The 21059-nt window shown below is 61.7% G+C and carries 24 protein-coding genes and 1 tRNA gene; 13 read left to right on the top strand and 12 right to left on the bottom strand.

The window, feature by feature from the left end; translation table 11 throughout:
- Nucleotides 1–327: 327 nt before the first annotated feature.
- From AAC029_RS13780 to flbT, 3 genes are all read right to left on the bottom strand, one after another.
- On the bottom strand, nt 328–1152 hold the full coding sequence (locus AAC029_RS13780) for a flagellin (RefSeq protein WP_339748848.1): 825 nt from the start codon (nt 1150–1152) through the stop codon (nt 328–330).
- A 348-nt stretch (nt 1153–1500) separates the two neighbouring features.
- Complete coding sequence (flaF, locus tag AAC029_RS13785; RefSeq protein WP_339748850.1) at nt 1501–1872, bottom strand: flagellar biosynthesis regulator FlaF; 372 nt, start codon at nt 1870–1872, stop codon at nt 1501–1503.
- On the bottom strand, nt 1872–2258 hold the full coding sequence (flbT, locus tag AAC029_RS13790) for a flagellar biosynthesis repressor FlbT (RefSeq protein WP_339748852.1): 387 nt from the start codon (nt 2256–2258) through the stop codon (nt 1872–1874). Before flbT ends, flaF begins: the two co-directional genes overlap by 1 nt.
- A gap of 181 nt (nt 2259–2439) precedes the next feature.
- Here flbT and AAC029_RS13795 point away from each other — a divergent pair, with 181 nt between their 5' ends.
- The 5 genes from AAC029_RS13795 (at nt 2440) to AAC029_RS13815 (ending at nt 7564) form a co-directional block, all read left to right on the top strand.
- Nucleotides 2440–4236 (top strand): tetratricopeptide repeat protein, encoded by a 1797-nt coding sequence (locus AAC029_RS13795; RefSeq protein ID WP_339748855.1) that lies wholly within the window; start codon nt 2440–2442, stop codon nt 4234–4236.
- 47 nt (nt 4237–4283) lie between these two features.
- Nucleotides 4284–5159: a MoxR family ATPase gene (locus tag AAC029_RS13800; protein ID WP_339748857.1), complete on the top strand. Its 876-nt coding sequence runs from the start codon at nt 4284–4286 to the stop codon at nt 5157–5159.
- A 147-nt stretch (nt 5160–5306) separates the two neighbouring features.
- On the top strand, nt 5307–5948 hold the full coding sequence (locus AAC029_RS13805) for a CatB-related O-acetyltransferase (protein ID WP_339748860.1): 642 nt from the start codon (nt 5307–5309) through the stop codon (nt 5946–5948).
- A gap of 25 nt (nt 5949–5973) precedes the next feature.
- Complete coding sequence (locus AAC029_RS13810; RefSeq protein WP_339748863.1) at nt 5974–6339, top strand: VOC family protein; 366 nt, start codon at nt 5974–5976, stop codon at nt 6337–6339.
- Between the two features lie 49 nt (nt 6340–6388).
- The gene (locus tag AAC029_RS13815) at nt 6389–7564 is read left to right on the top strand and encodes a VWA domain-containing protein (RefSeq protein ID WP_339748866.1); all 1176 of its coding nucleotides are present in this window, start codon (nt 6389–6391) and stop codon (nt 7562–7564) included.
- Nucleotides 7565–7591: 27 nt separating this feature from the next.
- On the opposite strand, the gene AAC029_RS13820 is transcribed toward AAC029_RS13815, so the two are convergent.
- Both AAC029_RS13820 and AAC029_RS13825 read right to left on the bottom strand, forming a co-directional pair.
- Nucleotides 7592–8074 (bottom strand): NUDIX domain-containing protein, encoded by a 483-nt coding sequence (locus AAC029_RS13820; RefSeq protein WP_339748869.1) that lies wholly within the window; start codon nt 8072–8074, stop codon nt 7592–7594.
- A gap of 12 nt (nt 8075–8086) precedes the next feature.
- A complete protein-coding gene (locus AAC029_RS13825) occupies nt 8087–8707 on the bottom strand; it encodes a glutathione S-transferase family protein (RefSeq protein WP_339748872.1) in 621 nt (206 codons plus the stop codon).
- A 153-nt stretch (nt 8708–8860) separates the two neighbouring features.
- Between AAC029_RS13825 and AAC029_RS13830 the strand changes: the two genes are divergently transcribed.
- Complete coding sequence (locus AAC029_RS13830) at nt 8861–9178, top strand: chorismate mutase (RefSeq protein ID WP_339748874.1); 318 nt, start codon at nt 8861–8863, stop codon at nt 9176–9178.
- On the opposite strand, the gene AAC029_RS13835 is transcribed toward AAC029_RS13830, so the two are convergent.
- Nucleotides 9179–9514, bottom strand: coding sequence for an Hpt domain-containing protein (locus tag AAC029_RS13835; RefSeq protein WP_339748876.1), 336 nt, complete (start codon nt 9512–9514; stop codon nt 9179–9181).
- A gap of 182 nt (nt 9515–9696) precedes the next feature.
- Here AAC029_RS13835 and AAC029_RS13840 point away from each other — a divergent pair.
- From AAC029_RS13840 to maiA, 5 genes are all read left to right on the top strand, one after another.
- Nucleotides 9697–9772: transfer RNA gene (locus tag AAC029_RS13840), tRNA-Lys, on the top strand.
- Between the two features lie 256 nt (nt 9773–10028).
- On the top strand, nt 10029–10490 hold the full coding sequence (locus tag AAC029_RS13845) for a hypothetical protein (RefSeq protein WP_339748878.1): 462 nt from the start codon (nt 10029–10031) through the stop codon (nt 10488–10490).
- A 42-nt stretch (nt 10491–10532) separates the two neighbouring features.
- Nucleotides 10533–11063, top strand: coding sequence for a paraquat-inducible protein A (locus AAC029_RS13850; RefSeq protein ID WP_339748881.1), 531 nt, complete (start codon nt 10533–10535; stop codon nt 11061–11063).
- Nucleotides 11064–11102: 39 nt separating this feature from the next.
- Entirely contained in the window at nt 11103–11798 is a 696-nt protein-coding gene (locus AAC029_RS13855) for a fumarylacetoacetate hydrolase family protein (RefSeq protein WP_339748883.1), read from the top strand.
- Nucleotides 11799–11821: 23 nt separating this feature from the next.
- Nucleotides 11822–12466, top strand: coding sequence for a maleylacetoacetate isomerase (gene maiA, locus AAC029_RS13860; RefSeq protein ID WP_339748885.1), 645 nt, complete (start codon nt 11822–11824; stop codon nt 12464–12466).
- A gap of 3 nt (nt 12467–12469) precedes the next feature.
- Here the strand turns inward: maiA and AAC029_RS13865 are convergent, their stop codons facing one another.
- Complete coding sequence (locus AAC029_RS13865; protein WP_339748888.1) at nt 12470–13672, bottom strand: DUF418 domain-containing protein; 1203 nt, start codon at nt 13670–13672, stop codon at nt 12470–12472.
- 137 nt (nt 13673–13809) lie between these two features.
- On the opposite strand from AAC029_RS13865, the gene AAC029_RS13870 reads away from it, so the two are divergent.
- Both AAC029_RS13870 and AAC029_RS13875 read left to right on the top strand, forming a co-directional pair.
- Nucleotides 13810–14073, top strand: coding sequence for a hypothetical protein (locus AAC029_RS13870; protein ID WP_339748891.1), 264 nt, complete (start codon nt 13810–13812; stop codon nt 14071–14073).
- Nucleotides 14074–14243: 170 nt separating this feature from the next.
- A complete protein-coding gene (locus tag AAC029_RS13875) occupies nt 14244–16286 on the top strand; it encodes a hypothetical protein (protein WP_339748894.1) in 2043 nt (680 codons plus the stop codon).
- A 36-nt stretch (nt 16287–16322) separates the two neighbouring features.
- Here the strand turns inward: AAC029_RS13875 and AAC029_RS13880 are convergent, their stop codons facing one another.
- The 5 genes from AAC029_RS13880 to AAC029_RS13900 are packed head-to-tail and all read right to left on the bottom strand — an operon-like array spanning nt 16323 to nt 21001.
- Nucleotides 16323–16943, bottom strand: coding sequence for an ABC-type transport auxiliary lipoprotein family protein (locus AAC029_RS13880; RefSeq protein ID WP_339748896.1), 621 nt, complete (start codon nt 16941–16943; stop codon nt 16323–16325).
- Nucleotides 16940–17890: an MlaD family protein gene (locus AAC029_RS13885; RefSeq protein ID WP_339748898.1), complete on the bottom strand. Its 951-nt coding sequence runs from the start codon at nt 17888–17890 to the stop codon at nt 16940–16942. Before AAC029_RS13885 ends, AAC029_RS13880 begins: the two co-directional genes overlap by 4 nt.
- Before the next feature lie 3 nt (nt 17891–17893).
- Complete coding sequence (locus AAC029_RS13890) at nt 17894–18667, bottom strand: ABC transporter ATP-binding protein (protein WP_339748901.1); 774 nt, start codon at nt 18665–18667, stop codon at nt 17894–17896.
- On the bottom strand, nt 18664–19818 hold the full coding sequence (locus AAC029_RS13895; protein WP_339748904.1) for an ABC transporter permease: 1155 nt from the start codon (nt 19816–19818) through the stop codon (nt 18664–18666). The genes AAC029_RS13890 and AAC029_RS13895 overlap by 4 nt, the downstream gene beginning before the upstream one ends.
- A 10-nt stretch (nt 19819–19828) precedes the next feature.
- A complete protein-coding gene (locus AAC029_RS13900; RefSeq protein WP_339748907.1) occupies nt 19829–21001 on the bottom strand; it encodes an MFS transporter in 1173 nt (390 codons plus the stop codon).
- Nucleotides 21002–21059 lie beyond the last annotated feature (58 nt).

Consider the following 21059-nt stretch of genomic DNA (forward strand, 5'->3'; position numbering starts at 1 on the left):
TCTGGTTTATGCCGGGCGTTTTGCCCGATGGACCTTCTGATCCACGGAAAACCTCGCAAACTACGGGCCAGAAACGACCTGCGCCAACAGGTTAATCGGGGGAGAGATGACGGCGTTACTGATATGCGCTGATCGAACCCGTACGCGGTAACTATTTGATCGGCAAAAACTGCCGCCCCAACCGGGAAATTGCGCGGCAGAAGTTGCCGGGCGGCAAATATTTATGATTTCCAATAAGTTAATTTCGGATAGCAGGCATGCTTACGGCCCCCCGCGTGCGGAACCAAAAAAACCGGGGCCGCCCGAAGGCGGCCCCGATCAACGAAGCTACTGGAAGAAGGAAAGGATGGTTTGCGGACTTTGATTCGCGATCGAAAGTGCCTGAACCCCCAGCTGCTGCTTGACTTGCAGCGACTGCAGGCGGGCGCTCTCTTTCGCCAGGTCCGCATCGACAAGATTTCCAATACCCACTTCAAGGGCGTCGGAAAGCTTGGCCACAAAATCCCCGTGAATTTGTAGAGACTTGGAGGCAGTGCCGAGGCGTGCCAACGCAAGGTTCAGATTATTCAGCGAGGTTGAGATCGTACCCGCGAGCGTATCAGCCGCCCCTGCCGTCGCAAACGAAGCCGTCGCGGTGAGCGTTACAATACCGCCCCCCAGCGACAGGTTTTCATCAGCGATGGAGATCGTGCTGCTACCGTCGTCATTTGCCAAGGCAGAGACCGACGTCACGGAATTATTGATCAAGTTTGTGCCATTGAATTCGGCGGTACTGACCATCTTTGAAATCTGGTCACGCAGAGCCTTGAAATCTTCGTTCAGGGCCGTCCGGGACGCGGAGTCCAGAGAAACATCAGAAGCCGCCAGTGCCTTTGCCTTCATCTCAATGAGGAGGTCGGAAATGCCTTCGCTCGCCGCAAGCGCGACGTCGACGACAGACCGGGACCGGTTGAGGCTGTCCTTCACAACCGCATACCCGCCCACTTGGGCGCGCATACGCTGGGCGATGGCGAACTTGCCGCCATCATCCTTCGCGCCGGCCACGTTGAGGCCGGTGTTGATGCGATTTTGAACCTCTGTCATTTGAGCGTTCGTCTTGGTCAGGTTCTGCAGAGCCACCATGGCTCCGGCGTTGGTGTTCACTGAAAGCATAATCGTTCCTCCATTCTGGAAGTGGTGAAGTCGGTCGTTTGACTTGGACTTTGTCCTGTTGCGGGACTCGCAAGCTGCGGGCCAGCCGTGATCAGGAAAAGTGATTGTTTTTATTGTGATATTTGAGGATCATTTGAGGTCGTCGAGACGCCTGGTCCATTCCTGCCGCCCATATCTGCCGCCTCGGCAGAACCTGCCTGCAGATGCGCTGGACGCACAACGAAGCGGCTACGCCCACCGGCCAGGGCGAGGCGCAGGCGCAAGAACGGGCAACCGGCACCCCGGCGCCAACCCAAACTCAACGAATTTGCAAATCAGATTAGAGCCTGCCCCGCATCGGGCTTCGCGCTATGCGGCGGTGTCAGGCTGCGATTGTGGCGCCAAGCCCTGCATAATGGTTCGATTGAGATCGATCAGGACCTCAAAATCACCCGATCCCCGCATGACAGAGGATGTGTATTTCGACACGAAGAGCGAGAGTGAAATGATCGAAGCCCGCAATTGGTCAGGCAGTCCGTTCTCGGCGCTGGCGCAATCGGCACCCAAATTGGACCAAAGCCGCCGGTTCCAGTCCAGCGCGTCAATCCGCCCCGCAAGATCTGTGCGGTCAACCTCAGCGGCCCGCATCAGCGCTCGCGTCACTTGGGCGAAAAGCCGGTACTCGGTGGAACGCGGGTCTTCGACGCGCGTCGTGGCACGCTGATACGCTTGTAATGACATCAGACCAGGCGCTCCTGTTCGAAGGCAATCAACTTCTTGCAGCGCATCAAAGCCTTGTAGAACTCATCCGCCATCACGTCTCTGCTGATGGCGACACAATCCGTCAGCACCTCGGGGGCTGAAACCACCCCCATAAACTCATTCATCCGGAGCACGAATTGCTCATAGAGTTGCTCGTCAGCGTGATCAGACAGATACATCATCATGATCGGAAAATAGATATGCCGCGCTGGCGTCGTTACCTGGTCGGCCTGCATGATGTCTTTTTCGCGAAGCACCGAAGCCCGATTCTGCAGCAGCAGTGTCGCCCGGCGATCGCCGTTCTCAACGACAGCTCCGTTGAGCACGAACTTCTCGCCAGGCTTGAGCGAGATTTTCAGGGCCATGAGGTCTCTCCAAGGACTGACGGTCGAGTCGACACATTACGATTGGGCACGGTGACAAACTCGAGTGAACAAATGGTTTCGCCACCACCCCGCGCGCTGCGCTGTCGTTAGCAAGTTTTAAATCGAATCCGCGACAGCTAACGGGAGTTTCACCCCAAACAAGGCAGTACGAATAGTTCACATGGTTGATGCTCTCCCAAACGTCCCCTCGTTGATCGATGAATTCTCCGCACCCGCAGAATCCGGGAAGAACGCGGCCATCGGTGCGCGGGGGGTGCGCGGCAGCATTTCGACGGAGGTCAGACTTGGCCTGGTTCCCAAGAATCAGCGCGACCAGTATCGCAAGGCAGCCAACCTCGCCAAACGCGCGATCCGGATGTCGGATGATGGCGATCACCAAGGTGCCGCCAAGCCTGCATTGGCCGCCCTTGACCTGGCGCCGGACTACGCCCTCCCCAACCACACCATCGGCCTGATCCTGTTCCGGCTCGGGCGATTGTCACGGGCGCTGCAATTTTACGAACGCGCATGGCGAATTGACCCCCGCGACGCCGAAATTTATTTGAATATGGGGATCGTCGCCTGGAAGCTCGACATGCTGGATGCGGCCGAGAAATTCTACCGGCTGTGCGTCGATCTCGCGCCGGAGAATATGAACGGGTTGATCAATCTCGCCAGTGTTCTGCGCGACCAGGGTCGCTATGACGATGCGATCGAATTGTTGCGAGCCCAAATATTCTTGCGCCCTGAAAATGTTGACCTCTGGAACTCACTCGGCACAGTCGTCGCGGATTCCGGCGATCCTGTCGGCTCGGTCCCATTCTATACAGAAGCTCTGCGCATAAATCCCGGCTTCGCCCGGGGACACAATAATCTGGCGGCGGTCTACGAGCTGACCGGTAACCCGACTCTGGCGATCAAACATTTTGAGGAAGCGCTCAAAAGCCCCAAGGATGCGATCGACCGGGCGACTATGCGCCACGGCCTCTCCCACGCCCTGCTTGCCGCCGGGCGTCTCGCTGAGGGTTGGAAATCCCAACAATCACGCCTCGATCCTGATAACATTCAGGCAACGCTGTTTGCGATGAACTGCCCACGCTGGGAAAGCCTCGACCCCGCCGATATCGTCGGAAAAAAAGTCGTCATTGTCGGTGAGCAAGGCCTGGGCGATGAAGTCCTGTTTCTCAACTCCGCTCACGAACTTCAAAGTCAAATCGGTGCCAGCGGCGAGCTGCGTATTGCCTGCGAGCAGCGGCTGGTACCGCTCATTCAGCGTTCCTTCCCGCTCGCTCGCGTCGACAATCATTTGTCCACAGTGCTTGAGGGCCGCAATGTCCGCACTGCCGGCGGTCTGGACCGGGGCGCCGATTTTTGGACGCCAATGGGCGATCAGCTCGGCGCCTTTCGACCCAGCGTCGAGTCCTTCCCCGACACCCCAGCCTTCCTGACCCCCGACCTGCAACGCGCCGATGCGTTCCGGCAAGAACTGGCGGCATTGGGGCCGGGATTGAAGGTCGGCGTTTTGTGGAAATCCTTGAAAATGACCGGGTCCAGAGCGCGGTTTTTCTCACCGCTCGATGCCTGGAAACCCGTATTGCAGACGCCGGGCGTGACCTTCATCAACATGCAATACGGCGAGACCGCCGACGATATCCAGCGCGCCCGGGATGAATTTGGAGTCACGCTGTACACCCCGGAAACGCTTGACTTGAAAAATGACCTAGATGGCGTTGCCGCGATGGGCCAAGCGCTGGATCTGATGATCGGACCGATGACGGCTTCGATCAATCTGGCAGCGGCGTGTGGCGGCGACGTCTGGGTGTTTTTGCCCCATCGCCGGCACTGGATCACATTCTCCTCTGACCGCCTGCCCTGGTATCCCTCGGCCCGGCTGTTCTTCGGCGATGGATTTGGCGACTGGACCGGTATCATGGCGCAGCTCGCCGCAGCCCTCCGGGAACGCGTCGCACAGTCCTGACACCTCCCCCCCTACCCTCTCCGGGATAATCGCGCTAAGTCGGTTGCATGCGTTTTCAAGGTACAGATAGCTACGTCGCTGACAGCGAATTGAGCGCCGCGGTCAACGCCGCGATCGCTCTGGAGCGTCCGCTGCTCGTCAAGGGCGAGCCGGGCACGGGCAAAACCGAACTGGCTCGCCAGGTCGCCGAAGCGCTCGGCATGCCGCTGCTGGAGTGGCACATCAAATCGACCACCAAGGCACGCCAGGGCCTCTATGAGTATGACGCCGTCGGGCGTCTGCGCGACAGCCAGCTCGGCGATGAGCGCGTGCACGACATCTCCAATTATATCCGCAAGGGCAAGCTGTGGGAGGCCTTCACGGCGACCAAGCGCTCCGTCCTGCTGATCGATGAAATCGACAAAGCCGATATCGAATTCCCCAATGATCTCCTGCAGGAGCTCGACCGGATGGAATTCCATGTCTACGAGACCGGTGAGACCATCAAGGCCGCCGAGCGCCCTGTCGTCATCATCACCTCGAACAATGAGAAGGAACTGCCCGACGCCTTCCTGCGCCGCTGTTTCTTCCACTTCATCGCCTTCCCCGACGAAGAGATGATGCGCGCCATTGTCGACGTCCATTTCCCGGGCCTCAAAAGCCGTCTGCTCGCCGAAGCGCTCAAACTGTTCTACGAGATCCGCTCGGTCCCCGGCGTCAAGAAGAAGCCCTCGACATCGGAATTGCTCGACTGGCTCAAACTCCTCCTGATCGAAGATATCGACCCGTCTTTGCTCAGCGAACAGGACCCGCGCAAACTGATCCCGCCGCTGCACGGAGCCCTGCTGAAGAATGAGCAGGACGTGATGCTGTTCGAGAAACTGGCCTTCATGGCGCGCAGAGCGCCGGCCGGCGGACCGGGGCGTGGGCCGGGGGCGGCTTAAACGGAACTGGCGCCGCCCTTCTGGCGATGGTATTACTCCAGTTCAAACGATGGAGAGTGACATGGACCAGCGCGGCTAAACCGCGCCCCGCAAAGCCGGAGGCGCATTTCACCTGAGACCTTGTGAAATCACGCCCGGAGTCCTGTCATGCCTGCCATCCACCCTGCGCTCGACCCCATGACGCGCCACCCCATCCCGGCCGCGCCGTCCATGGCCTATCTCAAACCTCTGCTCGTCGATCACCCCAAGATCGAAGCCGGGGATTACAGCTATATCCATTCCTTCACCGATCCGGCGCGCTTTGCCGAACAGGTGAAATACGCCTTCGATTTCATCGATGACCGGCTGGTGATCGGGAAATTCTGCTCGATCGCCGCCGATGCCAGCTTTGTCCTCAATGGCGGCAATCATTTCGCCGACCGGCTCTCAAGCTATCCGTTCCCGATCTTCGGCTGCTGGGGCGAGCCCGATCCCGGTGCCTGGCCCAACAAGGGCGGGATCACCGTGGGTCATGATGTCTGGATTGGCTGGGGCGCGACCATCATGCCCGGCGTCACCATCGGCAATGGCGCCATCATCGCGACCAAAGCCGTCGTCACCAGCGATGTCGAGCCCTACACCATCGTCGGCGGCAATCCCGCGCGGATGATCAAGCGCCGCCTGCCCGAGGACGTCGCCGCGCGCCTGCAGACGCTCGCCTGGTGGGACTGGACGGTGGAGCGGATTGCACAGGCCTCGGACGCGTTGATGAAGGCCGATATCGCGGCGTTGGAAAGGCTGAAACCCTGATATAGATTGGCGTGGAGGAGCTGCCATGACTGACACGAAATTCATCCGCGCCATCCCGGTCTTGCCGTCGACAGACGTGCCCGCCAGCCTGGCCTTCTTCCGCGACAAGCTGGGCTTCGAAACCTGGTCCTGGGACACGCCTCCTATCTATGGCGGCGTCCATGTCGGCACGGTCGAAATCCAGATTTCCTTGACCGATAACCCGCATGCCTGCCGCTGGGCCTCATGCCGGGTCGATGTCACGGGGATTGATGCGCTCTATGCGCGGGCTGTCGAAGCGGGCGTCGTTCACCCCAATTCCAAGCTTGAGGAACAGCCCTGGGGATTTCGGGAATTTGCCGTCCTGGACCCGGTTGGGCTGTGCGTGACCTTCGGCGAGCGCACCGGCTGACACAGTCGCGGGCTATCGTTGACGCGCGGCAAGCAGCTATATAGCCCCCATGCTCCATCACTTCTTCACCCAGCTGCGCGCCGCCAAAATCCCCGTCACGACGCGGGAATATCTCACGCTTCTTGAAGCGCTCGACAAGGGCGTGATCGAACCGGATATCGGGCACTTCTACGCCGTCAGCCGCGCCGCCCTGGTCAAGGACGAGAAGGCCTTCGACAAGTTCGACAAGGTGTTCGCGCATGTCTTCAAGGGCATCGAGACGCTCGGCGATCTGTTCGAAGAGAATGAGATCCCCGACGACTGGCTCAAGGCAATGATGCAAAAACTGCTCACCGAAGAGGAGATGGCCGCGATGCAGGCCTTGCCCTTCGAGGAGCTGATGGAGACGCTGAAGAAGCGGCTCGCCGAGCAGGAAGAGCGCCATGAGGGCGGCTCGAAATGGATTGGCACCGGCGGCACCTCGCCCTTTGGCCATGGCGGCTATAATCCGGCCGGCGTGCGCATTGGCGGGCCGGGCCAGCACAAGCGCGCCGCCAAGGTGTGGGAAAAGCGCCGCTACAAGGACCTCGATGGCGACCGCGAACTGGGGACGCGCAATCTGAAAGTCGCGCTGCGCCGCCTGCGCAAATTCGCCCGCGACGGGGCCCAGGACGAGCTTGATCTGGGCAATACAATCGACGCCACCGCCCGCCAGGGCTGGCTCGATGTCGTGATGCGGCCCGAGCGGCGCAATGCGATCAAGGTGCTGGCGCTGTTCGATGTCGGCGGCTCGATGGATCCCTATGTGAAGCTGTGCGAGGAACTCTTCTCGGCCTCGCGCTCGACCTTCAAGAACCTGGAATATTTCTACTTTCACAATTGTCCCTATGAGGGCGTCTGGCGCTCCAATCTGCGCAGGCGCGCCGAGACCGTGCCCACCCTCGATCTGATCCACAAATATCCGCACGACTGGAAAGTGATCATCGTCGGCGATGCCGCGATGGCGCCCTATGAGATCACCCATCCGGGCGGATCGGTCGAAGGCTGGAACGAGGAATCCGGCTCGGTCTGGATCAAGCGCCTAGTGGAAACCTGGCCCAATCTGATCTGGCTCAATCCGCAGCCCGAGGAATGGTGGGAATATTCCTATTCCACCAAGCTGGTGCAGGAGCTGATCGGCACCCAGCGCATGTTCCCGCTAACGCTGGAAGGCGTTGACGAGGCGATCAAGGAGTTGGCTCGCTGAAGCGAGCCGGGGCAAGGAGCTGGCTCGCTAGCTAGCGCGGTTACACACCCGCCCCATCCGCAGCCATTGCGTCACCGCCCAAGCGGCCGCCGGATGGCGCAGGCGCGTCAGCGCCTCGTGCGGGTCGAGCCAGACCAGTTCGTGATCCTCCTCGATCTTGCCGCCATTCATCTCGACGAAATCACACAGGAAGAAGCCGCACTGATTGCGGCGGCGCTCGCCGGTGCGCGTGATGGTGAATTGTTCGGCCCGCGTCACCAGAGCGCCGGGCGTGACCGTCCAGCCGGTTTCCTCGCAGAATTCGCGGGCCAAGGCTTCGGCCTCGCTCTCGCCGGGGTCGATCATCCCGCCGGGCAGATCCCAATTGACATAGGTCTCGCGGGCAATGCTGACCAAGGCGATGCGGCCGACATCATCCAGCGCGATGCCGAATGCGCAGGGACGCTCCTTATAGGGCGCACCCGCCTCGCAGAGGCCGAATTGCGGCACGGCTTCGATGTTTGGGTTCAACGCCACACCCTATCAACCCGGATTGACGCGTCCGTCGTCAGGATCGAGCCCGAGTTCCTGATCAATGCGGGCGACCCAGCCGCGGACATTGAGGAATTCATCGAGATCGAACCCGCCTTCATCGGCGAGGCGCGTATAGGCGACCAGCGAAATATCGGCGAGCGTCATCGTGTCGCCGACAATGAAGTCACGCGACAGCAGCCGCATTTCCATCACGCCCAGTGCCCGGCGGCCCTTGGCCATCAGGGCCGGGTCGATTGAATCCTCGGGCAGTTTTTCGAAGGCTTTCTGAAAGCGGCGCACGGCAATCGCCGGCTCGTGGCTATATTGTTCCCAGAACATCCATTCGAGCATTTTGGCGGTGTCGAAACTGTCAGCCGGGATCAGCGGCGAGCCGCCAGCGAGATGGAAAATGATCGCGTTGGACTGGGCCAGGATACGGCCATCCTCGCGCTCGAGGCAGGGCACTTGTCCGGCCGGATTGATGGCGAGGAAATCTTCCGTGCGGGTCTCGCCCTTGACGACATCGATCTCATTCCACTGATAGGGAATGCCCAGATAGTCGGCGGTCCATTTCACTTTCAGGCAATTGCCGCTGCGGCGGTCACCGAAAATCCTGACCGGTTGTGTCATCGCGAGTCTCCATCGTCGAGCCACCAGCATAGCGTGGACCGGGCCGAGGTCGAGGCGGCAATCATGGGCCATCTGCACCTGCTTCAATCCGCCCCTTGGACGCAGCCCTGCTGCCGCCTATAAACGCCCGGTACCGGCGAGAGGTTGAGTGAAATGACGACTGCGACTGCCCCCAACCCCGAGGCCTGCCGCACCATGGCGGAGGTCCGCGAAGGCGTCGACGCCGTCGACCGTCAGCTCGTCGCCCTGATCGCCGAGCGCACGCGCTTCATGGAGGCCGCCGCGCGGATCAAGCCATCGCGCGACGTGGTGCATGATGATTGGCGCATTGCCGATGTAGTGGAAAAAGTCACCGCCGAAGCGACGCGTATTGGGGTCACGACCGCGATCGTCGAGCCAGTCTGGCGCGAGCTTATCCGTCAGTCCATCGCCTATGAATTTACCGTCTGGGATCGCACCCGCGAGCGCTGATCAGCTCTCGGCGAAACAGGCCTGGGTTTCGAAAAACGCATGTTCCACCGCTCGCGCGGCGGCCGGCCAGTCGGCAGGCTCCAGCGCCTCGACGGCCTCGCAGACATCGCCGAGCACAACAGCGCCGACCCCGCGCGCCGCGCCTTTCAATGTATGGGTGGCCGCAATCCACGCCTCGCGGTCGCCCGCTGTCGCCATCAGCGCGATACACCGCCGCGCCTGCTCGCACATCAAGTTGAGCAATTCGGCTTTCAAAGCCTCATCGCCATCGGTGTAGCGAGCCAGATGCGCCGCATCGAACAGCGGTGCCGGGGAATGTGACTGTGCGAACATCATGGCCTCACCCTCGCACCCGCCTTGTTAACATCGCACTTAACGGGCGCGGACACCGCCGCAATATCTTTTCCCAAGGTAAATCAAGCCTTGCCGAAACACCGTCGCAGCCGCCAAAAATCGCTGATATCGTGGCCTTGCTTTGTGAACAATCTCGCGTATGTTCCGCCGCTTCCAACCCCGGCGCGCCTATAGCTCAGTTGGTAGAGCAGCTGACTCTTAATCAGCGGGTCGTAAGTTCGAATCTTACTGGGCGCACCAATCTTCCCCACGTCTTTTCCAGACTGCCGTGCCAAGCAACCGGCGACTGTGGCCCGTATCGGGAAGATTACCTGTCAGTCATGTTGGGGCCCGGGACTTCCGTTGCGCGGTATCGAGGCTGTAAAGCAGGCTTGGCGCTGGCCTCGATCTCAAGCGCACCATTGAACCGGGTTTGGGACTTGTTATGCGCGTGCTGCGATCAATACCGTGTGTGCTAGGCGCGCTGACAAGCCTTGCCGCCACGGCCGCGCCAGCCATGGCCAGCGATATCGTTCAGCTCGAGACCTTTTTCCACCAAGCAGAGCCGGTCGCCGAGCTCCAGTTTTGCCGCGAACCCTTCTACCCGCCCGGAGACTGCCGGCCGGCGCGCTTCACCCAGGGTGTGCGCTATAACTGGCTGCATTCCTCCGACGCCGTGTCGAATGAACGCCTCTCCCTGATCCATGACGAAGCCCGCAGCAGCCAGACCGCCATCTTCCACTCGACCATTCCCGGCTATGGCCCGATGCGTTTCGCCGCGCCGGACGAGGATGTGTGGTGCATGCCCGATACGCGACTGGATCTACCCACGCGCTACTACGCCCGGATCGCCGGTTTCCGCGAGCATGAAGAGGACGGCGATACACGCGTCGCGGCGCAATACGGCCTCTATGTCGTCCTCGACAGCGAAGCCGGCTGTGAAGCCCTGCTGCAGAGCGCCCGCGAAAGGCTGCGTTAGCGCTGCCGTTGTTTTGCCTGTTTTCGGTTCCAACAATTGCTGATGGGGAAAGCTAACGGGGACATCGCGCCGCGCGCGCTGGCTGATCACGGCGCCGGGCAGGCCAATACGGCCCTGCTCTTGCTGACCTCCTGCCTGTTACCGCTCGGCCTCCTCCTGCCAGCCCTGCGCACGACTCAATTCGGGCTATGGAGCGGCGAGCACTCGATTCTCGGTTTCGGCTGGGCCCTGTTGCGGGATGGCGAATTCCTGCTCGCGGCTGTGGTCCTGGGATTTTCGGTCGTGTTTCCGGGCTTCAAGCTGATCTGGATGTGGCGGCTGCAATTTTCCCGCGCGCCGGGCATCGGAGCCGGCGATCTGCGCTTTCTGGAAATGCTCGGCAAATGGTCAATGGCCGATGTCCTGGTGTTGGCACTGGTGATTTTCAGCGTGCGCGACAGCTTCGTCTTCGCCGCCTCGACCCTGCCCGGCGTCTATATTTTCGCGACCGCGACCGTGTTGGCCATGCTCGCCTCGGGCCGGATCGCCCGCCAGCTGGGAACGCGAATCCGGGCGGTGACACCCCGAAGCTGACGGTTGCCTCAGAGGCTTCGGGCCGGTGAGGCAAACCGGTTGCAGCAACACGCCATTTCCGGCTCGACGTCGCCCCGTTTGTCGCGCTATTTCATCACCATGACCGATATTATCCCGACAGCCGACCTGCCAAGCCTGCCGATCGAAGGTGATGAGCGCCGCTTTCCCGTCCGCCGCGTTTTCTGCATTGGCCGCAATTATGCTGACCACGCCAAGGAAATGGGCGCTGCCGCCGAGGCGATCTTCTTCATGAAGCCGACCGATGCGGTTTTTACAGGCTCGCGCCTGCCCTATCCGCAAGCCACCTCGGACCTGCATCACGAGGTCGAGCTGGTGCTCGCACTCGGCGATGGCGGCGCGATCATGGGCTGTGCCGTCGGCGTTGACCTGACCCGGCGCGATCTGCAAGGCGCGATGAAGGCCAAGAGCGGGCCATGGGAGATCGGCAAGGCGTTTGAAAATTCCGCGCCGGTCGGACTGCTGCGCTTCGGACCGGTGCCCGAACGCGGCAAGATCTCGCTGAAGGTCAATGGGGTGCGCCGCCAGTCCGGCGATCTGTCGGAAATGATCCTGGCCCCGCGCCGCGTGCTGTCGGAACTGGCGCGCTATTTCACCCTCAAGCCGGGCGACCTCGTCTTCACCGGCACGCCGGCCGGCGTCGGACCATTGCAGCGCGATGACCGCGTCAAGGCCGAGATTGACGGCCTGCCACCGCTTGAGTTCACCATCACCTGAGCCCCGCCCGATTGGAGATCGCGATGAAACCTGTCCTTTATGGCTATTGGCGTTCCGGCGCCGCCTACCGGCTGCGCATCGCGCTCAATCTCAAGGGCGTCGAGTATGACCAGGTCGCGATCAATCTGAAAACGGGTGAGCAGAAGAGCGAGGCTTGGCTGGCGATGCAGCCGCAAGGCCTGGTGCCGGTGCTCAAATATGGCGATGCGCTGTTGATGCAATCGCCAGCCATCCTGGAATGGATCGAGGAGACCTGGCCTGAGCCCGCCCTGCTGCCCTCCGATCCGCTGGAGCGTTGCCGGGTGCGCGCCTGGGCGGCCGTGATCGGCTGCGATACGCATCCGGTGCAGAACTTGCGCATTCTCAAGGCGATCGGCGACGACCTCGGACAGGGCCCGGCGGGGATGAAAGCCTGGGCGCATCGCTGGACCCAGAGCGGGCTGGCGGCGCTGGAGACACTCGTCAAAGAGGTGCCTCGCAAGACAGCCTTCCTGCACGGCGACGCGCCGGGCATGGCCGAGATTTACCTGCTGCCGCAATTGGTCAATGCCCGCCGTTGGGAGGTCGATCTGGCAGCCTTCCCGACCCTGATGGGCGCCGAAGCCGCCTGCCTCGCCCTGCCGGCATTCCAGCGTGCGGCGCCGGAAAATCAGCCCGACGCCGAATAAGGATTAGCGCAGCCAGGCCTGAACCCGCCCGGCGGCGAGGGAGCGCCACAGCCATTCCACCGGGCCGTATTGGTAGCGCTGCAGCCAGAAGATCGAACCAAACACCTGCGCCACCCAGATCGAGAGCACGATCAGCGCCTGGCCGAGCCGGTCGACCTGGCCAAACTGGCCCAGCCCCGGAAAGCCAACGAACAAGAATGTCATCAACAGAGTCTGCAGGAAATAATTGCTGATCGGCATCCGGCCAACCGCCGCCAGCGCCGCACGCCCGGCCCGGGCGAGATCCAGCTGAGCCGCGAGCACGAAAGCGGCAGCATACCCGAGCGCCAGCGCGAGGCTGCCGAAATACTGCGTCACCCGGTTTTGCAACACGGCCGCCGGCGAAAAGCCTGACGCCAGTGAATGCCAAGCCCCGGCGGCGCACACGATCACGCCCAGCGCCAGGGCAATCGCCGCGATCAGGCCATACTGGCGCTGTGTCCAATGCCCGGTCAGAAAACCCGACCTCACCCCGGCCATGCCCAGCAGCATGCAGCCGGCGAGGCGTCCGCTCATGAAGACGATTTGCATCATCTCCGACTGCAGCGCGATGCTCATATTATAGCCCAGACGCGCCAGGAAGCCGGTTTGATACAAGGCCTCGATATGCGTGATTGCCTCGGGATTGAATCCCATCGCCTCGGCTGCGGTGATATTGCCGCCAATCAGGCTGCCAATCCCGCTGCCGGCCAAGAGCATCAGCCCGGTAAAGCCGATCAGGCCGAGCCCCAGTCCCCACAACCCGCGCACGGTCATGCTATTGGCGGTGACGACAATCATCGCCACCAGAGCCAGCGGCACCAAGAGGTCGCCAAACCAGAACAGATAGGCGTGCAGCAGGCCGAGCAGCAGCAGCCAGCTCAGTCTTGGCCATTGCCGCAGCGGGTTATCCCGCGCCGCCTGTGCACTCAAGACCAGCGCCGCCCCGAACAGGACCGCAAACAGGGTCGCGCCGCTCTGCGATATCAGGCTCTGGGTCACCAACCAGACGGCGCGATTGCCCCAGCCCTCAAAGCTGGCTTGCAGGGCCGGAATATCGGCAGATATCCAGACCCAGGCGAAGAGTTGAATATTCACCGCCAACATCGCCAGCACCGCAAATCCGCGCAGGGCGTCGAGGCTGTCATGGCGTTGCGATGGCGCGATTTCCGGCATTTTCACCCTCATCAGGCGAATTCGCCCGGTTTCCGCCATATTCTTACGAAGATTTCACGCAATAGACGACATTCAGGAATTGTATCGAGACTCAATAAAATTCATAAACAATTCGCACATGCGGACACGCCTTGGGGTGCGAATACGTCATGATCCAGCTTCTGATCTCTCTGATTGAATGGTTCGCGGTGATGGGCCTGTCGGTACTCGGCATCGCCTATGAGCCGCCGCAGCCCTGTTTCGCCCCCGAACCGACCGAATTCCGCCAAGCCGTCGTCTGGACCCCATCGGACGCATACGAATTGTCCGGCTTCCCGGCTGCAGCGAGCGGCGATTGCTTCGCCGGATCCGACGCGCTGATCCACAGCACCAAGCCGTATTTCGTCACTCCATCGGACCGCTACGACAGCTAATTCGGCTTTGAATTGGGCGAATTGTCGCGCGCAATTATCCAATTTGCATAGATTATCTGTGTCGGCGGCGCGCTTCTGTGCCTATCATCTGTCATTATGGCAAACTTGACCGTCCCGGTATCAGACCCTATCCGGGAGCGAAAACGCTTCATGGCCCGATCGAGCGCAATATGACCAAAAAAACGCTAGAAAAATCAATCCATCTTGCTGAAATCAGCGTGGCGGACCCAGACGGTGACCGCCCCGTCCCGGCAAGTCAGCGCGACACCGTCAACGCCGAACTGGCGGAATCGGTGGCGAGCGAACGGGTCACGTCCGGCGAACGCCCCGGCGGCGCGTGGTTGATCTGGCTGGCCAACAGCTTTGCCCTGCTCTGGGTGGGCGGTGCTGCCGCCTTCATTTGGGGCGCCCTCGGGGTGCAGAGTCTTGAACGCCTCGGCCAATACGGTTTCGGACAATTGACCGGTCTGGCCGTTTTCGCCATCGCGCCAGCCCTGCTCTTCATCATGAGCGGCCTAATGGCGCGCGAAGTTGTGCGCAATGCGCACAATACCCGCCGCGTCGAACACGCCATCCGCCGCCTCACTGATCCCGCCCAATATGCCCGCCAAGAGGTCCAGACCCTGTCGCAGGCGGTGACCGGCGAAGTGGAGCGCATCAATTCCGCACTCGAAAGCGCCCTCGCGCGCTTGGCCGCGATGGAAGAAGTGATCAGCCACCACGCCGAATCGCTGGAGTTATCGGCGACAGATGCCCGCGACCGGACCGAGGAATTGCTCAAGGGATTGCGCAAGGAAAGGCTCCGCCTCGGCGAAGTCTCCGAATCCCTCGACGACAAGGCCGCCCTGATTGCCGCCGCGATTTCCGACCAGTCCAAAATGGTGGCAGCGGCCTCCGAACTGGCAGCCAACCAGGCCAGCGATAGCGGCCGCCGCATACAGGCCAGCGTCGACAGCCTGCAGGATGCCGGCGCTTCCGTGACCGAACGCTCCAATATCGCCGCCACCAAACTGTCCGAACGCACGGCGCATCTGCACGAGCTGTCCGACACGCTCAAAGAGCGAACCGACAATCTCGACGCGGCTTATGTCAAGCATCGCGGTCGTCTCAGCGAAGCCGGCGAAGCCTTGCGCAAGGAACAGGAAAAGATCGCAGCCGCGCTCGATTTCCACCGCGCCGAACTGGATGTGATGGCCGCGACGGCCCGCGATGGCGCCGATTCGCTGACTTCGGCATCGACCAAGGGCGCCGCCGCCTTCAAGCAGGCCGTCGACGATGCATTGGAACGCGCCCACAGCTTGGCCGGTCGCGTCCGTGCGGAGTCCGAACATGCGGCCCGTGAACACGAGGCCGCCCTCGCCCGCCTCGTCGCATCGGCCCAGGAAGCCAAGGCCATCTCGGAAGCCGCAATCGAAGCGATCGAGGCCCAGGCCGATGCAGTGACGGAAAAAGTTGAACACGCCAATGAGATCGCCTTCAACGCGGCGAAGCGGTCGGATGATGCCTTCCAGCTGCGCCTCGCCGAAGCCGACAAGCTCACCGCCCGCGCCTCTCAGGTCGCCGACGAAGCGGCCGAATCCGTCCGCCGCCGGCTGGAAGCCGTGCTCGCCTCCGCCCGGGTCGAGACCCAGACGGTCGAGCGCCATATCGACACCATGACCACCCGGTTGGCTGAAATGCCGGTGATGGCGCGCGAACGTGCCCAGGAAGCGGCCGATGCCCTGCGTCGCGGTCTGGAAGGCCTCAATGCCGCCGCCATGGTTGCAGCCGAGGAATCGCAAGAGATCGACGCGGCTTTCCAGGCACGCATCCGGCAAAATTACGAATTGCTCAGCGATTTCATGTTGCGGATGGGCTCCGTCGCCGGAGGCCGGCGCGTGCCCGATCTAGGCAGTAATGAATTGCCCGATCCCCTGCTGGGCCGGCAGCGCAAACCGGTTGAAGAGGAGACGGCCGAGCCGGTTGTCACAGATACCGAACAGGACATGCACAAGCCGCTGACCGGTGGTCAACCACGCCGCAGCGCGCCGCGTGCGGTCGAAACCAGTGTTGGATTCCCTGAACGCGGCGGTCGCCCGGCGACCGAACCGGGCTGGCGCTGGAAGGATTTGCTCTCGAGCATGCCAGAAGAAGACGGCGAGGGCGAAACTGCCAGCGCCGCCAATTCCAGCCCGTCGAAACGGTCATCAAAACGGGACAAGGACGAGAGCTGATCCCCTCCGGTTTAAACCGGCCAGAGTGAAATCAGGCTAGTCGGCGGTTTGATCGGCGGTCCACTCGGCCAGATTCTGGCTGACCTGCCCGGCTGCCTGGTCGAAGGCGGCGACAATCGCACCGGCGCGATTGGCCGAGGCGCGGGCTTCACCACTGAACACATTGGATCCGGCGAGCTGGCGCCCATCGCTGGCAATCAGACGCGCGGCCAGCCGGATGCGGATCAGCGGCGCCCGTCCATCGCCCTGATCATAAACGGCTTCAAATTCGCGCAAATCCAGCCGCAGCTCATATTGGGCCCGCACGCCATCGTCCGGCACAACCGGTGCGACGCGGGAACCGGCCGCGTTGAACGTATCAACGATGAGATTCTGCATGATGCGCGGTGCCGGTGCGATCCAGCGCGCAGCCGCCATATAGGCAATATGCCCGTCAGCCATCTGGATAGCGATTTCGTCACCGGCAAGACCGCGCGGCGCCTGTGGCGACACGATCCTGACAATGGTCCTCCCCTCACCGGTCCAGGCGCTCGGCTCGGGCGAGGAGAGGCGATAGACGGAGGACGGGGTGGACTCCGGCAAGAGCGACACGCAGGCCGACAGTGACAGGGCACATAGGGTAATCAGAACCGGCTTGATGGAAGACAGGGATCTCATTGCGGCACCTCTACGGTTTGACGCGGTGAACCGGCCACGAAGCCGCCCGGATTGTTTTCAAATTCAGAGGCGCTGCGCTCGAGCGAATCAACCAACCGGCTGAGATCGCCGGCCGTCTGGGTCAGATCCACCAAACCCTCTTGCGCGAAGGACTGCAGCGCCGGGGTCACCGACATCATCAGCGTGCTTGTATCGGTCGCAGCCTGATTGACGGCAATTGCGGCGGCTGTGGTTTCATTGACCGCCGGCGCCATGTCATTGAGCAGGAAGGCCTCAGCCGTGGCGCCGAACTCTTGCAGGGAGATCGCGGCACTGGAGATATCTGCTGCGGCAGTGTCGATCCGCCCAATCGTCGTGCGCATGTCGTCTACGAGTGACTGCTCGGAATTGAGCCGGTCGGTGATCTCGCGCAGATTGACCAGGGTTGCCGAAAATTCCTCGACATTCTGGTCATTGAGCAATTCTGACAGTCTGAACAGCGCCAGCTGCGCTGCGTCGAGCACATCTTCAGAGCCCTCAACCAGACCTTCCAATTGAGCCCGGCGCGCGAAAATCCGCGGCGGTTGCCGGCTGGCCGGGCTGAGCAGGCGTTGTGCGTCGGCAGAGCCGCCCGTGATCAAAATATAGGACAGGCCAGTCAGGCCCTGCGGTTCCAGCTGGGCGAAACTGTCAACGCGAACCGGCGTTTGCGCCAGCACGCGGACGCGCGCGATCACGCGGCTTTGGCCATCGAGCCCGAGTGATGTGACCTCGCCGACCTGGATACCATTGAAGCGGACTTCGCCGGATTCGCGCAGGCCGCGGACTGGGCCCTCGAAGACGACATCGTAAAAAGCGTAATCCTCGTCGAAGGATACCTTGCCGAGCCAAACAGCGAAAATGCCGCCGCCCGCGATCAGGATCAGCGCAAACAGGCCGACAAGGACATGATGTGCCTTGGTTTCCATCGTCTAGCTCTCCTTGCCGGCATTGGCCGTGCGCCCGCGGGGCCCATGAAAATATTCCTGGATCCACGGATGAGGGTTTCGCATCAACGCCTCCAGGGGCGCAACTGCCGCGACACGTTTATCGGCGAGTACGGCAATTCGGTCACAGATGGCATACAGGCTGTCGAGATCGTGTGTGATCATCAATACGGTCAGGTTCAGCGCCCGCGACAATTCCAGAATGAGGGTATCGAACGCCGCCGCACCGATCGGGTCGAGCCCGGCGGTCGGTTCGTCAAGAAACAGGATATCCGGATCGAGCGCCAAGGCCCGCGCCAGGGCGACGCGCTTGCGCATACCGCCTGACAATTCCGAGGGAAAGCGCTCAGCGACACTGGGGTCGAGCCCGGCCAGGCCGAGCTTCATCCCGGCGATTTCTTCCATCAGCGCCACCGGCATATCGATATGCTCGCGCAGCGGCGCCATGACGTTTTCGAGCACGCTGAGCGAGGTGAACAGCGCCCCGTTCTGGAACAAAACGCCCCAGCGGCTGTCGACACGCCGCCGCTCGGCCGCTTTCATGGCCGAGAAGGGCCGGCCGTCGAACAGGATTTCGCCGGCCTCATATTTTTGCAGGCCAAGAATGGCGTTCATCAACACGGTCTTGCCAGTACCGGACCCGCCGACCAGGCCGAGAATTTCGCCGCGCCGGATATCCAGATCGAGACCTTCGTGCACGACATGTGGGCCGAAGGCTGTCTTCAGGCCGCGTATGGCGATCAGGACATCGTCGCTCATATGCCCAGCTCCAGATACATCATCGCAAACATCGCCTCGACGACAATCACGATGAAGATCGATTGCACTACCGAGGCGGTGACGCGGCGGCCGAGGGATTCGACATCGCCGGCCACTTTCATGCCTTGGCGGCACCCGACGATCGCCACCACAAGGCCAAAGACCGGTGCTTTCGACATCCCGACCCAGAAATGGCTCCAGTCGAGTTCGGAATGCAGGCGCGCAATGAAGACGGCCGGGGAAATATCCTGGGCAGTCCAAGCCACCAGCATGCCGCCGAAAATGCCGGTGATCATCGCTGCAAAGGTCAAAAGCGGCGCCATCAATACGCAAGCGACCACACGCGGCAGGACCAGAACTTCAAACGGGTTCAGGCCCAATACCTTCATGGCGTCGATTTCCTGCTGCATTTTCATCGCGCCAATCGAGGCGGTAAACGCCGAGTCGGAACGGCCAGCCAGCAGGATCGCCGTGATCAGAACCGCGAATTCGCGCAACACGGAAATCCCGATCAACTCGACGCTGAAAATCGCAAAGCCAAACTCGGCGAGCAGGTTGGCGCCCATATAGGCGACGACAGCGCCGATGAAGAAGGACAAGACCGCCACGATGGGCAGCGCATTGACGCCGACCTCTTCCATCGCCCATATCGTTGAGGTCAATCGGAAGCTCGACGGACGCACCAGGGTGCGCAGGCCGGTTGTAATGGTCTGTCCGAAAAAGGCGATCGTCTCAATGGTTTCCGCGAAGGCGGCTTCGAGTCCTGAGCCGATCCGCTCCAGCGCTTCGACGAAGCCGAAACCGCGTGGCGGATCTGGTGGACAGACCTGGCTGCGCCGCCGAACTTCTTCGATCAAGCGCCGCGCCGTTGGATGCCGGCCGAGATAGTGGAAATCGCCGTCGGGAACGCCGCAGCGCCGCGTCACCCGCCCGAGCATATAGGCACCGGAGGTATCAACGCGCCCAAGCTGGGTCAGGTCGACGACAATCATGTCGGGCTCGACACTGGTTTCAACATTGCGAATGGCCGTATCGACCCGGCTGATCGTGTCGATCGTCCAGTCGCCATGAGCCTCAACGACGGTTTTGCCCGCATCGTCGCGCAAATCCACCCGGGCACCGGTGTCAGACTTTGCTTGATTTCCCCTCATGGTCACAAGCCTAGTCGATTTCTTTCGTCGCAGGGAGTGGAGAAACACGCGCGAGCAGTATTGCTGCAGCCAGGCCTGCTGCAGCCGGCAGGATCATGATCGCAAAACCGCCCGTTCCCAGCCGGGCGAAGAAGTATCCCGACACCGCCGAAGCCACCGCCATCGCCACACCGCCGGACAGCGCCGAATTGATCGCCTGCCCGGTCGCGGCAAACCGGTCGGGCACCGAATGCGCCGCAAAGCGCAGAAAGCCCAGATAGGTCGCAGCGAAGCTCAGCGCGTGCAGGCATTGCAGTGCGAACAGGGCCCAAAGCGGCGGCGCCAATGCGGTCAACCCCCAACGCAGGATCGAGCCGCCGCCGCCCAGCATCAACAGACCCGCCGGGCTCAAGCGTCCCAGCCAACCGCGTCCAGACAGCCAGATAAAGACGATCTCCACCGCAACGCCGCAGGCCCATAGCGCCCCGATGGTCAGATCGCTATAGCCCTGTGCCGACCAAGCCACCGCCGAGAAGGCATAATAAAAGCCATGCCCGCCCTGGATCAGGGCCGACGCCGCCAGCGCCAGTCCAAACGGTCCCGCCACCAAACGGCGCAGCACGGTGAAGTCAGCTTCGAGTGCCGGTGGGTGCGGCGCCCGTTCGCCGGCCGGCAGACGTGCCGCCGCCACGGCGATCGCAATCGCACCGAACACGATGCACGCCAGAATCGTCTCGCTGCCGCGCCAGTCAATCAGTGCACCGACGGCGAAATTGCTGACGATGAACATCACCGAGCCGATGGCCCGCACCGGACCAAACACGAACAGACCATCGCGGGCCTGGCGCAGCGCAAAGGCGTCGATCACCGGGATCTGTCCAAACAGAACCGCACCGGACAGGAACGACAGGATAACGAGCACCCAGGGCGAGTGTACCGGGTAGTGAGCAGCAAATACGAGGGTAGCGGCCAGGGCAAAAAGCAGAATCGGATCGCGATTGCGCCGGGCATTATCGGCCCAGCGCGCACCCAGCGGCGAGACCAGCGTCCGCCCAGCCAATCCGGCCGCAACGATCCAGCCAATCCATTCCGCACTCAGATCCCGCCCGTCCAGCCATTTGGGGAAATACGGCAGGAAGGCCCCCAGAGTGAGGTAGAACGCCCCGTAATAGGTGGCAAAACGGAATCCGGGCGATCTGAACATTGCAATCCTTTGATGCGCGAAGCCCATAACCCGTGCCGCTGTTCCTGCATAGGCATGA

Source organism: uncultured Maricaulis sp. (assembly GCF_963975345.1).
Taxonomy (GTDB): domain Bacteria; phylum Pseudomonadota; class Alphaproteobacteria; order Caulobacterales; family Maricaulaceae; genus Maricaulis.